General features: G+C 41.5%; 13 protein-coding genes. 7 read left to right on the forward strand and 6 right to left on the reverse strand.

The window, feature by feature from the left end; genetic code table 11:
- The first annotated feature begins 419 nt into the window (after positions 1–419).
- The 3 genes from ACKI4H_RS00325 to ACKI4H_RS00335 all read left to right on the forward strand — a co-directional run bounded on the left by ACKI4H_RS00325 (position 420) and on the right by ACKI4H_RS00335 (position 4,296).
- A complete protein-coding gene (locus ACKI4H_RS00325; protein WP_407303112.1) occupies positions 420–587 on the forward strand; it encodes a hypothetical protein in 168 nt (55 codons plus the stop codon).
- Positions 588–982: 395 nt separating this feature from the next.
- The gene (locus ACKI4H_RS00330; protein ID WP_407303114.1) at positions 983–3,403 is read left to right on the forward strand and encodes a YgiQ family radical SAM protein; all 2,421 of its coding nucleotides are present in this window, start codon (positions 983–985) and stop codon (positions 3,401–3,403) included.
- Positions 3,404–3,750: 347 nt separating this feature from the next.
- Positions 3,751–4,296, forward strand: coding sequence for a DUF2726 domain-containing protein (locus ACKI4H_RS00335; protein WP_407303115.1), 546 nt, complete (start codon positions 3,751–3,753; stop codon positions 4,294–4,296).
- 47 nt (positions 4,297–4,343) lie between these two features.
- On the opposite strand, the gene ACKI4H_RS00340 is transcribed toward ACKI4H_RS00335, so the two are convergent.
- The 5 genes from ACKI4H_RS00340 to mdtD all read right to left on the reverse strand — a co-directional run bounded on the left by ACKI4H_RS00340 (position 4,344) and on the right by mdtD (position 9,835).
- A complete protein-coding gene (locus tag ACKI4H_RS00340; RefSeq protein ID WP_407303116.1) occupies positions 4,344–4,703 on the reverse strand; it encodes a RidA family protein in 360 nt (119 codons plus the stop codon).
- Positions 4,704–5,394: 691 nt separating this feature from the next.
- Entirely contained in the window at positions 5,395–6,450 is a 1,056-nt protein-coding gene (gene dinB, locus ACKI4H_RS00345; RefSeq protein ID WP_407303117.1) for a DNA polymerase IV, read from the reverse strand.
- Between the two features lie 49 nt (positions 6,451–6,499).
- On the reverse strand, positions 6,500–7,519 hold the full coding sequence (locus ACKI4H_RS00350) for an MBL fold metallo-hydrolase (RefSeq protein WP_407303118.1): 1,020 nt from the start codon (positions 7,517–7,519) through the stop codon (positions 6,500–6,502).
- A gap of 61 nt (positions 7,520–7,580) precedes the next feature.
- Entirely contained in the window at positions 7,581–8,381 is an 801-nt protein-coding gene (locus tag ACKI4H_RS00355) for a GH25 family lysozyme (protein ID WP_407303120.1), read from the reverse strand.
- 62 nt (positions 8,382–8,443) lie between these two features.
- On the reverse strand, positions 8,444–9,835 hold the full coding sequence (gene mdtD / locus ACKI4H_RS00360) for a multidrug transporter subunit MdtD (RefSeq protein ID WP_407303121.1): 1,392 nt from the start codon (positions 9,833–9,835) through the stop codon (positions 8,444–8,446).
- Positions 9,836–10,253: 418 nt separating this feature from the next.
- On the opposite strand from mdtD, the gene ACKI4H_RS00365 reads away from it, so the two are divergent.
- Positions 10,254–11,222 carry a hypothetical protein gene (locus ACKI4H_RS00365; protein ID WP_407303122.1) on the forward strand — a complete coding sequence of 323 codons (969 nt, stop codon included), beginning with the start codon at positions 10,254–10,256 and terminating at the stop codon, positions 11,220–11,222.
- 71 nt (positions 11,223–11,293) lie between these two features.
- Here ACKI4H_RS00365 and ACKI4H_RS00370 read toward each other — a convergent pair whose 3' ends face one another.
- A complete protein-coding gene (locus ACKI4H_RS00370; RefSeq protein ID WP_407303220.1) occupies positions 11,294–11,914 on the reverse strand; it encodes a TIGR00730 family Rossman fold protein in 621 nt (206 codons plus the stop codon).
- Positions 11,915–12,251: 337 nt separating this feature from the next.
- Between ACKI4H_RS00370 and ACKI4H_RS00375 the strand changes: the two genes are divergently transcribed.
- The 3 genes from ACKI4H_RS00375 to ACKI4H_RS00385 all read left to right on the forward strand — a co-directional run bounded on the left by ACKI4H_RS00375 (position 12,252) and on the right by ACKI4H_RS00385 (position 15,087).
- On the forward strand, positions 12,252–13,829 hold the full coding sequence (locus tag ACKI4H_RS00375; RefSeq protein WP_407303123.1) for a TerC family protein: 1,578 nt from the start codon (positions 12,252–12,254) through the stop codon (positions 13,827–13,829).
- A gap of 85 nt (positions 13,830–13,914) precedes the next feature.
- Positions 13,915–14,382 (forward strand): YchJ family protein, encoded by a 468-nt coding sequence (locus tag ACKI4H_RS00380; RefSeq protein WP_407303125.1) that lies wholly within the window; start codon positions 13,915–13,917, stop codon positions 14,380–14,382.
- A 60-nt stretch (positions 14,383–14,442) separates the two neighbouring features.
- Positions 14,443–15,087, forward strand: a complete 645-nt coding sequence (locus ACKI4H_RS00385; RefSeq protein ID WP_407303126.1) for a trimeric intracellular cation channel family protein — start codon at positions 14,443–14,445, stop codon at positions 15,085–15,087.
- Positions 15,088–15,222 lie beyond the last annotated feature (135 nt).

Below are 15,222 nucleotides of genomic sequence, written 5' to 3' on the forward strand. Positions count from 1 at the left end.
CCCTTCCCGAACTCAGAAGTGAAACCTCTTTGCGCTGATGGTAGTGTGGGGTTACCCATGTGAGAGTAAGTCATCGCCAGCTCATTAATTCCAAAACCCCCTCCGCCACAGGCAGAGGGGGTTTTTTTTATGCGCGGAAATTTATATTTTTACAAAGCTCCGTAGTCCGTGGGGAGCTTTTTCTTGGATTAAGTATTTAATTTAAGAGTACGTTGAATCTGCTTTCCACAATTTCAGCAGAGCATTTTTTGCAGAAATAGAAGTCGTCCCCAAAGTTACATCTTTGATTATTAAAGAAATTATTAATAGTAAAAAAGATATCTGTTTTGCCATGGGGTAGTAGTGCTGCTATTGGCGGAATGGATAGTCATGTCATTGCTGGGGGTTTTGGTGAATTTTATTTTTAAATGGTAACCTTGATGATTGCTTTATTTGATTTGGTTATTGCGGTGACTTTTTATAAGATTTTCCCCACGTCTAAGCACTTTAAACCTGATCTGATTCGCTTTGCTCATTTTAGAGAATCCTTGGTTAAAAAATTGGCTGATCCGAAGTTTTACTTACTTTTGCCAAAGGTTTTAGTTTGATGGGATGTTTTATTACAGTGTTTAACTATATGAGTTATCACTGTTAGAGAAACTCTTTGAACTTTCACTAGCCGGGATTGGATTGATTTCATTGCTTATATATTGTGGGAATTTAGAGTTCACCTTATGCAGCAAGCGGATGCAATAGGTCGGGGGCGAGACAACATACTTACTTTACTACAATGTTAATAACAATGCTGATTCTCTCGATAGTTTTTTTTCTATCCGGCTCCCTCGTCGACCATCTTTATCAAAAATGAGTAATTAAAAATTTAAATTACTGTTTTGGTATATTTTTTAATCAGGAATATAAGGGGAATTCATGGTAAAATAATCGGCTTTCTTCTTTGATCTCATTTTAGATCTTTCATCTGCCAGCCGAGAATTTGCTAGCCATGTCTACAGCTTATACCGCACAGACAGCGCCGACCGCGTTGTTTGATTACGACAAATATTGGGCGTCTTGTTTTGAACCCGCACCATTTTTGCCGATGTCACGCGAGGAAATGGATCTACTCGGCTGGGATGCCTGTGACTTTATTTTAGTTTGTGGCGATGCTTATATCGACCACCCATCTTTCTGTTCAGGCATTATTGGACGTGCCCTTGAAGCACAAGGCTTCCGTGTGGGGATTATCGCTCAGCCTGATTGGACCGATCCTGAAGCATTCCGTGTGTTGGGTAAACCGACTATTGCTTGGGGCGTGACCGCTGGCAATATGGATTCCATGATCAACCGTTATACCGCGGACCGTAAAATCCGTTCTGACGACGCTTATTCACCAGATAATCAGCCGAACAAGCGTCCAGATCGTGCAGCAACTGTTTATTGTCAGCGCTGCCGTGAAGCATTCCCTGACGTTCCAGTACTCTTAGGCGGGATTGAAGCATCATTGCGTCGTATTGCGCATTATGACTACTGGTCAGATAAAGTTCGTCGTTCGGTGTTGATGGATTCAAAAGCTGATTTGTTGATGTACGGTAATGGTGAACGTTCAATTACTGAAGTCATGCATCGTTTGGCTAAAGGCGAAAAAATTCACGAAATTACCGATGTCCGCGGTACGGCATTTATTGTGAATAAACATAACCGTGCCTCTAAAGCCAAGTTTGTCGAAATTGCATCCAACGATGTCGATAGCATCGGACGTGTAGATCCAATCATCAATCCTTATGTGATGACTGAAGATTTAGACGGCTGTGAAATAGAAAAAGACAAAGGTAACTCTTTAACTCAATATCAAAATTTTCAAAAAGAACCGGTTGCCAATCCAATTATCCACGAAGGGGATAATCTGGACGCCGATACGCAAATTGTTCAGCTTCAAGTTGCGCCATCCAAAGCGATTAAACATAAATTACCGCCACGTGAACTGGCTGTGATTCGCTTGCCTGCATTTGAAGAAGTGGCTAGTGATCCGGTTCTGTATGCTCATGCCAACCGTATTTTGCATTTGGAAACTAACCCAGGTAATGCCCGTGCCATGGTACAAAAGCATGGTGAACGGGATGTCTGGTTAAATCCGCCACCCATTCCGTTAACGACAGAAGAAATGGATTATGTGTTTGACTTGCCGTATGCACGTCTGCCACATCCATCTTATGGTGAGGCACGTTTCCCAGCATTCGACATGATCAAGTTCTCTGTAAATATCATGCGTGGCTGTTTTGGCGGCTGTACTTTCTGTTCGATTACCGAACATGAAGGTCGTATTATTCAGAACCGCTCTGAAGAATCGATTCTGCGCGAAGTGGAAAAAATTCGTGATACCGCACCTGGCTTTACTGGTATTATTTCCGACCTAGGTGGTCCGACTGCGAACATGTATCGTTTGCAGTGTAAAGATCCTGAAATTGAGAAAAACTGTCGTAAACCATCGTGTGTATTCCCGGGTGTTTGTCAAAACTTGCATACTGATCATGCACCATTGACGCAGTTGTATCGTAAAGCACGTGAATTGAAAGGCATTAAAAAGATTCTGATTGGTTCAGGTCTGCGTTATGACTTGGCTGTGTTGAACCCTGAATATGTGAAAGAGCTGGTTCAGCATCACGTCGGTGGTTACCTTAAAATTGCCCCGGAACATACCGAAAAAGGTCCATTGTCGAAGATGATGAAACCGGGTATTGGTACCTATGATCGCTTTAAACAGATGTTTGACCGTTTTAGTAAGGAAGCAGGCAAAGAACAATATCTTATTCCTTACTTCATCGCGGCGCATCCGGGTACTACCGATTACGATATGATGAACTTGGCGGTTTGGTTGAAGAAGAATGGTTTCCGTGCCGATCAGGTACAGACTTTCTATCCTTCACCAATGGCAACAGCAACCACCATGTACTACACCGGTAAAAACCCGTTGGCGAAAGTGGCGCGTTATACTGAAAATGTGGACATCGTGAAAGGGGACAAGCGTCGTCGTTTGCATAAAGCCTTCTTGCGTTACCATGATTCGAATAACTGGCCATTGCTGCGTGAAGCCTTGAAAGAAATGGGCCGTTCTGACCTGATTGGTAACTCGAAACAGCATTTGATTCCGACCTATCAGCCTGCGGGCACTGAAGGTCAGTATCAATCGGCACGTAAGAAAAATTCGACAGTTGCCGGCGATTCGCAAAAACGTAGCGCTGATAATACTGTTCGGAATAATTCGGCAGCCAACCCGTCACGTCCGTCAAATACCAAAAAGCGTCCTGAAAAAGGTCAGATTTTGACTCAGCATACCGGCTTGCCACCTCGTGAAACAGGGGATGCGAAAAAACCGTTTGGTGGGCCTAAACCAAAAGGCAAACCTAAGCCGAAATCGAGAGCTTAGTCCGGAAAATAAAAAAGGATGCTCAGGCATCCTTTTTTTTATGAATAAATTAAATAAATCACGAAGAAAAATTTCGTCGGAATTGTCTGACAATATCTTGTAGTCTTATTGCATTTACGCTTGATCTTGATATACCCTTACTTTAAATGTCGGATTAGGGATTAATTTTGGCATAAATGGCGAAAATAAAAGAAATGCAATTTTATGTCAGTTTTTATAATAATTTCGTCATTGTTCAATGAAGTTTGTTTATTTGAAATATTTAATAAAAATACGAGCTGTATACTGAATTTCATAATCGGTGTGATACCGGACAGACTATAAAAAAATTTTAAAGGATTAAGCGGATGATGATTTATATTTTGGTCGGGAGTTTCCTCCTCTTGTGTATGCTGATCATGGCTTGGAAAAGTCTCGAAAGTAGTACCAAACAGCAAGATAGTGCTTTAAAGCAAAGAGCTATCTTTAATATTAGTGAACAATTAACCTATACCCGACTCAAGGAAATATTGCCCCAGAGCACCGTATTGGCACATGTTTCATTTGATGCATTATTGACGACCAAATACTCTCGTACCCGCTATAAATATCGTAATATGGTAGCAGACTTTGTTGTGCTTGATAATCATCATCAAGTTACAGCCATTATTGCACTTGACGATCCGATGGCATTAAAACGGCCACAGAATGCGCAATATCAAGATGCGCTTTTGGCTATGGCGGGATACCGTGTGATTCGCTATGAAGATGTACCTGAATATTATCAGTTAAGACAAGATTTTCTATTGGATAAATCTCTTCACAACCATTTAGATACGCAGGTTGAAGATATCCCAAAGAAGTATAGTTTTTATCCTGAGTTGGAACGAAAGAAAATTCGAATCGTGGGTTAATCATAACAGCATGAAGTCATATTTTCATGCTTGCTTATTTATTTCTTTTAATGTGAAGTCCGAACAGCAGTCACCGTCATTTCAACTAATACATCTGGTGCATAGAGTCTTGATTCAACACATGTTCGTGCAGGTGCTTGACCTTCAGGGACCCAAGCGTCCCAAACTTCGTTCATTGCAGCATAGTCCTGTTCTATATCTTTTAAGAAAATCATAACAGATAGAATATGAGTTTTATCGGTTCCTGCCTCCGCTAATAGACGATCAATATTAGCCATTGTTTCTTGAGTCTGCGCTTTAATATCCAGTGAGGTGTCATTGGCCAATTGACCTGCCAAATGGATCAGATTTCCTGAAATTGCCACTTCGCAATAACGCTTTTCTACATGTAGACGCTGAACGTTCATAAATTTTAATCCTGTGTTTTGAGTATTATCGCAGCGATAAGGGCGCCAATCAAACCCACCATCACAACCATATTTTCGGATGATCAAGACGATCTGTAAATCCAGACAAAAAATGGAATACAGCAACAGCTGATTGCACCGACCCTAAGCTTGATATTTAAAAAGAACTACATCCCTGCCATAAATTATGGGTTCAATAATTCAGGACAAAATTAGTCAGCAAATATAGGATCAAAAATTAAGTCAGAATAAAAGCCCACCCTAAATGTTACAAGCGCAGCTAAGGTAGCTATATTGCCATCTTTACAGGGGAAATTGGTCTTTAAAAATGAGTGCAGCAACAATGTAATAAAGTACAAAAGTGTATAAATTGACAACAGTAGCAATGAAACGACTGAGCACAGCTTTCTTTACGCGCGCTGTTCTTATAGGTTTGCAGATAGATTTTTAGATATACGCAGAAGACATGCAAGATGGGGGAGTTCCATGGTTTACAACAGAGTTGCCCTGTAACATTCGGATTTGATCGTCACGCCAATCACAGGACAGCATGCTAAAAGTAAAGGTGATTTTTAGCATCTCAGCGGCTACATGGATAAATGTATCGCACCAATAGAGTAGCGCAAAATGAGCAATTGTGTATTATTAATTGGTCTAATTTTATTCTTTTGATTGAAAAATATCCAAATACTCACCAAAGAGAAAGCTGAGGCTGATCTTTCTGGTCAGAAAGTTGGTAAACCCCAACACCGATTAAGCGAAATTGAAAGTGTTTAGAAATCTGCATTTCAATCAGCAATTGCTGAAGTACATCTTCCAATTGTTTCTGATTTTCCAAGGGCTGTTTAAAACTTTTACTATGCTGTAAAACCTGGAAATTTTTCAGTTTGAGTTTGGCCGAAACCCCGCGTGCACAAAGGTGTTTTTTATCCAGACTTTGCCAGACTTGCTCCAGCAGTTTAGGCCAATAATTCTGGCATTGGATTAAAGTCAGATCATCATCAAAAGTGGTTTCTTTAGAAATTTGCTGACGTTCGCGCTCAGTTTGGATGGGGCGCTCATCAATCCCTTGCGCATAGCGGAACAGCTGCCCACCATATTTGCCAAAATGCTGAATCAGTAGGGCTTCCTCAATTTTCTGTAAATCGCCCAAGGTCTCCAATTGCAAAATTTTGAGTTTTTCTTGGGTAACTTTGCCTACACCGGGAATTTTTTTCAGCGGTAAATGTTGAATAAAATTTTGCACCTGTGAAGGTTTAATTACACAAATGCCATTGGGTTTATGCCAGTCCGAGGCAATTTTAGCTAAAAACTTATTTGGAGCGACACCGGCCGATGCAGTTAAGCCAGTGATTTGAAAAATATCTTCCCGGATTCGCATGGCGACTTCAGTTGCACTAGAAATGTTCTGTAAGTTTTCTGTGACATCTAAGTAGGCTTCATCTAAAGACAAGGGTTCAATGAGCATTGTATAACGCTGAAAAATCTGATGAATCTGGGCAGAGACAGTGCGATATTTCTCAAAATCAGGTTCAATTACCACCACTTGAGGGCAGCGTTTTCTGGCTTGTGACATCGACATGGCTGAGCGCAGACCAAACTCGCGTGCAGGATAAGATGCTGCACAAACCACCGCGCGTGGATGATGCGAAGAAACCACCACGGGTAAATGCTTTAATTCAGGTCGGTCTTTGAGTTCCACGGAGGCATAAAAGGCATCCATATCAATGTGAATGATTTTTCTCATGCAGTGCTAAATTCTGCCTTTAATTCGGTCTTTCTTTAGTATCTCACTTTCATGGCGGAGATTGTAGAGCAAGTTCAAGTGGATACGACACAGGCTGACTGAGTAAAACCACCTGGATTTTGTGTCGTTCAGTAGCTTGAATCAGAATTTTTAAGCTTTTGTCTGTATTATCCGCCAGATAAGGTAAAAACTCCAAAGGCTGATCCACAGGTTTAAAAAAGTCATCCCAATGAATGGGTACAACCGCTTTGGGTTTTAATGTTTTAAGGGTTTCATTCAGATAATTTTGCTGAAATTCAGTCGACTGACGTGACAGCTGGGCAATACCTAAAAATAAGGTATCGATCTTTAAATCTCTCAGTTGATTAGGAATCACACTGGTGCTGGCTTTGACTAAAATCTTATGTCCTTGATGTTCAATCAGATAATCAAAACTATGACCTTCTTTAAATTCAAAAAAACGGGCCGGTTGTTGCAGGGGTCGGGAAATTTCCTCACCCAAATCATTATTCACTGTAGTGGGCGGGGTATGTTGCGAAGCAATGGCCATGATGGTGAACTCACCAAAGGACATAGGATGTAAAGGTTGAACCTGGATTAGTTGCTGTTCTGCAACTGCCCCACCACGGGCAATATTTAGCGTACTATTTGAACCGATAATTTTTGTATAGGGGAGTTGCTTGCCAAGCTCGGCAATATCCAGTGCGTGATCATAATGTGAATGTGTTACTAAAATCGCCTGAGTACGCTGTAAGTGCTGTTGCTGAACCATTCGCCGGATTACATCAGGCGTACTTTGAATTTTTTGAAACAGAACTTGAGACAGGGAAGGGCGAGTAAAGAATCCATCAATTAAAATCTGGGTTTTGCCATCATCAAAAAGTAATGTTGAAACACCAAAAAACTTTACCTTCAGGCGTGAAGATGTGGATGTGTTTTCAGCGGCTTGATATTGCCATTTTTGAAAATCAGACACTTGACCGGAAGGTTGCAGTAAAAAAACAATGCCAGCCACTACCAACAGAATAAACAGTCCCAATGAAATCCAAAGACCTTTTTTAATCGACATAATTTTCCTGCTTGTAGTTGGGTATTATTTTTATTGTTGATGAGAAATTAATCTCATCTTGTTATTTTTTCGGTAAATTTTCAATTGGTTTTTGAGTGTAAATTTTATTTTTTTCTAAAAAACTGATCCAGTCAGATTGATCTCCATTAAACACATTTAAGTCGACAACTTTAGCAATGCCTTTGATGGTTCCCTGATTGGTATGCTGCCAGAACAGCCATTTCGGCGTGCCTTTTAAATCTGGTTTGCCCTGATATTCACGAACCCACAGTGGCGTTTTGGAAAATTCCCCAGCCAGAATAATGTTATAAAATGACTTGGAAATATAGAAAATGGGTTGTTTGCCATAATGCTGATATAAGCGATCATGCATGACCTGAATTTCTTTAAGCAGTTGTTCCTTAGTATAGGTGTTGATGCAATTGCTGTCATATTCCAGATCAATCACTGGCGGTAAGGCATCGGCTTTATTGGGTACGGTTTCAATAAAATTTTGTGCCTGAATTTCACCGTCACGGCATAAACGATAAAAATGATAAGCACCGACCATCAAGCCATGTTCACGCGCTTGCAGCCAATAGTCTTGAAATTTTCGATCTTTAAAATCGCCACCTTCCGTAGCTTTGAGATAAACAAATTGATAATTTTTTGGGGAAATTAGCTTCCACTGAATATCACCTTGATGATGCGATACATCAAAACCTTTAATCGGATATTCCTGTGCTGAGGCAGGATTATGATGCAATACAAAAACATAAAATACGATTGCGATGCACATTAGCACCAAGCCTGCGCAAGAGACGTAAAGCTTTTTAGGGCTAGTCTGGGCAAATCGTTTTTTAGGCATATATAATTTAGACATGATTGATCGAGTACATGATAACGCGATCTGAAGCTGCAAACCACGTTGTTTCTTCAATCCACTTAAACTGGGGTCTTGTGGGGAATATGCCAGAAAATATAGGCAGTGATAAGGTTAATACAGCCCAGTAAAATCAAGGTGCTATGAAATGCCGTAGTAATGTTTTCGACGCCATAATACGCTGTAAAGACGTTCACCAAGGTTCCTGCCAACGCCACGCCAATACTCATGGATACCATCATAATCATTGATAAGAAACTATTGCCACTGCTGGCATCCTGTTGCGGTAAATCCTTTAAAGTGAATGTATTCATCGATACAAACTGCAGAGAATTCAGAATGCCAAAAATAAAGAAATGCAAAGCGCGTAACCAGATAGGCGTGTTTGCCGTAGTCAAGGCAAAACTGGCAATACACGCGCCGACCAACAAGGTATTGACCAATAATATTTTTCTATAGCCAAAGCGTTGAACAATTTGACGAATAACCGGCTTTGATGCCAGTGAACCCAGTACGGTGGGGATCATTAACAAACCGGTAATAAACGGCTCAAAACCAAAGGCTACCTGCAACATCAGGGGGAGTAAAAAAGGCATAGCATTGCCGCCTAAGCGGGCAAAGAAATTACCAATAATACCAATGGCATAAATTTGATTACTAAATAACTTGCTGCGGAACAGTGCATTTTGATGACTATGGGCATGATAGGCATAAATAGCAGCTGCTATCAAACCGGCAGTAATTAATCCAGTACTCCACCACAGCGAATGATGGGGGCTAGAAAAGTTTTCGACCCCCATTGAAACGCCCACCATCGCAATCACCAACAGTATAAAACCGGAAAAATCGAATGATTTAACAGTAGGTTCAGTCACATTTGGCATGGCTTTAACTGTAATTAAACAGCCTAAAAGTCCCATTGGAATGTTAATCAGAAAGATCCAGTGCCAGGTCGTCACTTCGACCATCCATCCACCCAGTGTCGGGCCGATAAGCGGACCCATTAGTCCTGCAAGACTCATCAAACTCATGGCAGACAAAAATTGGTTACGCGGAATAACCTTGAGCATGGCCAAGCGACCGACAGGTAATAATAATGCCCCGCCAATTCCCTGAATAACCCGATAGACCAGCAGTTCATTTAAGCTGTTGGCAAGTCCACATCCTAAAGATGCCAGAGTAAAGATAATAATTGCGCTAAAGTAGGTGCTGCGTACTCCAAATCGGTCTGCCAGCCAGCCACTTAATGGAATACAAGCAGCCACGGAAAGCACATAGGCCACCACCACACTCTGCATTCGAAGCGGATCTTCACCCAGGTTTGCCGCCATTGCAGGAATTGCGGTATTGACAATGGTGGTGTCCAAACCTTGCATAAAAAAGCCAATAGACACTAAAAAGACCAGTAGTCTAAATTCAGGTTGTAAGGCTTCATGGGATGGCGTGGTGTTCATAATATTATAAAAGTAAAATTTTTAAATAGTTTAAAGGAACCGACTAAATATAGTGTAAGAAAAAAGTTGCTCTATCAATCTTCTGCAAAGCGCAAAAAGCACAGATCAGACGGACACCCGATTCCTGTTTTTGATCGACAAACTAGTTGAAATTTCATACAAAGAAAATAAAATTCAGAGCATAGCTCAGCTTTTTACTCTTCTTCTCCTAATGAAGTCAGTTATTCAACTCTACGCCATCCAGTTTCTTTAAAAGAAAAAATTGCAGATAAAAACAACATTAAGCTGCTTTTTTGTCGGCGATAACAAAATCTTGTTATGCTGATGTCATTAAAATGACATAAAACTGTCATAATCTGACCCCGCCTCCAGCCGCGCTGGACGAGTACTTTTAATTGGTGAAAAAGGTTTTGTTTTTATGACAATCGAAATTTTGATGATTGTTGGCTTCTGTCTAGCCGCGTATTCAATTGTCGGAAATGATGTGCCGCAAACCTTAGGTACCTTTATTTCATCCAATGCCCATCGTCCCTGGTGGATACTGTGGCTATATACCAGTAGTATTTTAAGCGTAGTCTTGCTTTATGGTTGGTGGGCTTCAGGTGTTGGTGATGCCTCATATGGTCGTCTGGAAACCATTCCTTTTCCCGAAGGCGGAATTACCTGGCTGTATATTGTTCCGCCTATATTACTGATTATTTTAACTAAATATGGCATTCCGGTCAGTACCACATTTTTAGTCCTCACCATTTTTTCGCCAAGCAGTCTGGGTTCCATGCTGACCAAATCGATGATGGGTTATGCCGTTGCATTTGTAGTGGCCATTATTGTTTATCGTTTTGTGATTAAAGGCATTTCAGTTTATTTCAGTAAAACCCGAGACCATAAAGTTTCTAATGTCTGGATTGGTTTGCAATGGGTGTCCACAGCGTTTTTATGGAGCCAATGGCTGATTCAGGATCTGGCCAATATTTTCGTTTATGTGCCACGTCAGGTTCCGCTGGAATTTTTGATTTTCGCGATTTTGGTTTTTGTCATTCTATTGGGCATGATTTTCTATCAACGTGGTGGTGCAATCCAAAAAATTATCGATACCAAAACCGGTGTGGCGGATATTCGTTCCGCAACCATTATCGATTTTATTTACGCCATTATTTTGCTGGTTTTCAAAGAGTGGAGCAATATTCCCATGAGTACCACCTGGGTATTCTTGGGTCTGCTGGCTGGTCGTGAATTTGCCATGTCGATGCATCTGGCGGAGGTCAATAAATACCGGACTTCACGCAATGTCAGTAAAGATGCGATGAAGTTGATGGTTGGCTTAATCATGAGTATTGTCTTGGCAACGACGCTACCATGGTTCTATAACTTTATTTCAAATTTATAGCGCATACAGAACAATAAAAAAGCGAGCTTTAGGCTCGCTTTTTTATTGTTTTTTACTGTGATGACATAAATTTAAATGGCAAAATGTTTTGGAGCGCCAAGATTTTTAATCGCATTCACAATCTGATCTGCATGATTGCAAATAATCAGTTTCGCCCGATGCTGTGGTGGTAAAAAGCCCTCACTGACCGCATGATCAAGTTGGGCAATTAAGGCATCATAAAAGCCATTCACGTTATACAGCATCATGGGCTTTTGATGCTGATTCAGCTGGCCCCAGGTGGCAATTTCCAGAATTTCTTCAAAGGTACCCAAGCCACCGGGCAGGGCAACAAAAGCACTGGCACGTTCCGCCATCATGGCCTTGCGCTCATGCATACTTTCTACGATATGCAACTCGGTGAGTTGGTTATGTGCAATTTCATAATCAAGCATGAATTCAGGAATCACTCCGACCGTCTGACCACCGCGTTGTCTGAACGCATCGGCGACCTGTCCCATTAAGCCAATACTGGCACCACCGTAGACCAGCCCAAAACCCAGACCTGAAAGACCTTGAGCCAGAGCAATGGCTTTTTCCTGGTAAATGGGCTTGTTGCCTGAGCGTGAACCGCAATACAGGGCAATTAAAGGTTGAGTGGTTTTGGGCGTAGGATTTTTATGTTTTGGAGTCATTTTTAATACACTGTTCATCATTATACTTTTTACCATAGCACTTTATTTTTTCATGCTCTAGCTTAGACAAAAAATATGACACAGCATGTGATGTCATGCACAGGCTTTGCAAAGATTTGTTAAAACTGGGGAAGAGAGAAGAGGGAGAGCTGAAAAAAAGATGAATTTCTGGTTCATCTTGCTATACTAAAAATCTGTTTTCCAATAAATGAATCAACATGGGTAGTGGTTGTCCTCACTCTGAACATCTCAATTCTTCCGCAAAAAATATACAGAATGCTGTTCATAGAATATTCGCCGATTTTAATATGAACCTCCTAAAATCAGTTCTTAATCCCCTGCAGGAGAACATCCAATGATCTTTGAATGGATGTCAGATCCAGCTGCATGGATTGGACTGGCCACGTTAGTGGTTTTAGAAATTGTTCTCGGGATCGACAATCTGGTCTTTATTGCCATTTTGGCGGAAAAACTCCCACCAGAACAACGTAATGCCGGTCGTATTGTCGGCTTGCTCCTTGCTTTGGGTATGCGCTTAATTTTGCTGGCTTCCATTGCCTGGGTTGTGACCTTAACCCAACCCCTGTTCCATGTTTTGGAGCATCCTTTCTCCGGTCGAGACTTGATTCTATTGTTTGGTGGTGTGTTCCTTTTATTTAAAGGCACCATGGAACTGCATGAACGCATTGAAGGAACTCAACCGCAGAAAGAAGAGAACCCGGTGCATGCTGCTTTCTGGATGGTAATTGTTCAGATTGTGGTGCTGGATGCGGTATTTTCTTTAGACAGTGTGATTACTGCAGTCGGAATGGTGAAAGACCTTTCTGTCATGATGATTGCGGTGGTGATTGCAGTCGGCATTATGCTTTGGGCATCAAAACCGCTGATGGATTTCGTTAACAAGCATCCAACCGTGGTTATTCTATGTCTGGGCTTCTTGATGATGATTGGTTTCTCGCTCATTGTTGAAGGTTTCGGTTTCCATATTCCTAAAGGCTACTTATACGCTGCAATTGGGTTCTCGGTGGTAGTCGAATTTATTAACCAGACCATGCGCCGTAATCAAGAGAAAATGGTTACCACCACGGACTTGCGTTACCGTACCGCTTCTGCAGTGATGCGTATGCTGGGTGGCAAGTCAGAATCGCAAAATAATGATAGCGAGGATGTACTGGCAACCCGTGCATTTGCCGATGAAGTCTTTAATGAACAAAATGGCGCTTATCATAGTGTGATGGTACAAGGGGTACTGGGACTGTCTGAACGACCGGTGAAATCAGTGATGACACCACGTCCTGAACTGGAATGGATTGATTTAGACGAAGACGATGCTGACATTAAAGAACAGTTATTGAGCATGACCCATTCGCGTTTAATTGTTGCGCATGGTGAGCTGGACAATATTGCCGGTGTAGTCCTGACCCATAAAGTAATGAATGAATACATTGAAACCGGTGTGCTCAATTTTGAACGTCACTTACGTGAACCGGTGATTGTGCATGAAAATGCCCAGGTATTGATGGTGATGGAGCAGTTACGCCAGGCACCGTTACAGTTGGCGATTGTGCTGAATGAATATGGGTCGATTGAAGGAATTGCCACCCCTATTGATGTTCTTGAAGCGATTGCCGGTGAATTTCCTGATGAAGACGAATTTGAAACGGCTGCAGAAAGTTTGGAAGATGGAACTTTAATTCTGGATGGCTCGACGGATATTCGTCACGTATCCTTACTTTTGGGTCGCGATCTGGTCGATGAGTCTGAACAGTATTCAACCTTGTCAGGCTATATTTTACACCACTTGGGCCATTTGCCGGAAAGTGGCGCAAAACTTGAAGCTGATAGCCATATCTTTGAAGTAGTCACGATGGACGGTCATAAAATTGATAAAGTCCATATCATTCCGCAAATTGAAAATGATGCCGATGATTAACTAAATTACGGTAGATGATCTTTAAACCAAGATAATTGATTAAAATAGCCTGCATCGTCAGGCTATTTTTTATGGGGAAAATTTAATGTCAGAAATTAATTGTCCATGTGGTGTTGGGATATATGCCAGCTGTTGCCAGCCGCTGCATTTGGGAAATGCGAAAGCACAGACCGCAGAACAGCTGATGCGTTCACGTTATAGTGCATTTGCCAAGCATGAGATTGAATATATTGTTAAAACCACAGCTATTGGACAGCAACAGGCCTTAGATGTGGCTGCCATCGCCGACTGGAGTAAATCCAATCAGTGGCTTAAGCTGGAAATTGTGCAAGCCAAAGAAAAAATAGATAAAAATCATGCACAGGTAGAATTCAAGGCACATTATCATGATGGCAAACAGGCTCAGGTTCATCATGAAATTTCACATTTTGTACAACATGCTGATGCCTGGTATTTTCTGGATCCAACCGCTGAGATGAAAATTACCATGAAGCAAGCTTGCATTTGTGGATCGGGGAAAAAATTTAAACAATGTTGTGCACAATATCTGTAAATTTCCTCTGGATTTGCCTTAGAATAACGTGCATCGATTACCCTCAGTGGAAGAAGGGCAATGTTGCTATTGGTGATTTATATTATTGCGATTACGGCAGAAGCCATGACAGGGGCTTTGTCTGCTGGTCGGCGTAGTATGGATTGGTTTGGGGTAATACTGATTGCTTGTGTGACTGCACTGGGTGGCGGTTCAGTTCGGGATGTATTACTCGGACATTATCCACTGACCTGGGTCAAACATCCTGAATATCTCGTGCTGACCTGCGCTGCTGCTTTTGTCACAATTCTGATTGCCAAATGGATGCGCCATTTGCGCTCAATTTTCCTGATTCTCGATGCCATGGGGCTGATTGGCTTTACTGTGATTGGTTGCCAGATTGCACTTCAGATGGGGCATGGTTTTGTGGTTTCTGCCGTGGCCGGTGTTCTTACTGGTGTATCTGGCGGTATTCTGCGTGATATCCTGTGTAATGATGTACCCTTGGTGTTCCGCCGTGAACTGTATGCCAGTATTTCCTTTGTTTCTGTTATCTGTTATTGGGTTTGCCAGGAGATCGGTTTCTCGTTGGAAGTGACCGTGATTTCGACCCTGATTTTCGGTTTCTCTTTACGCTGTATCGCCATCTACTTCGGACTGGAAATGCCGAAATTCATTTATAAAGATGATGATGATCAATCAGCATCTTCCAAAGATGCTTCATAAAAAATTGCATAAACAATAAGAGATGAGCGACCAGATAAGCGTGCATAATTTTTTAATTAAACGATAAAAATCAGCAAAATCATAAATCCTGTTGGGAAAGCAGTATGCATCCTTTCATCACATCAGAGATCTTGT

It is taken from the genome of Acinetobacter sp. (assembly GCF_045628685.1).
GTDB lineage: Bacteria > Pseudomonadota > Gammaproteobacteria > Pseudomonadales > Moraxellaceae > Acinetobacter.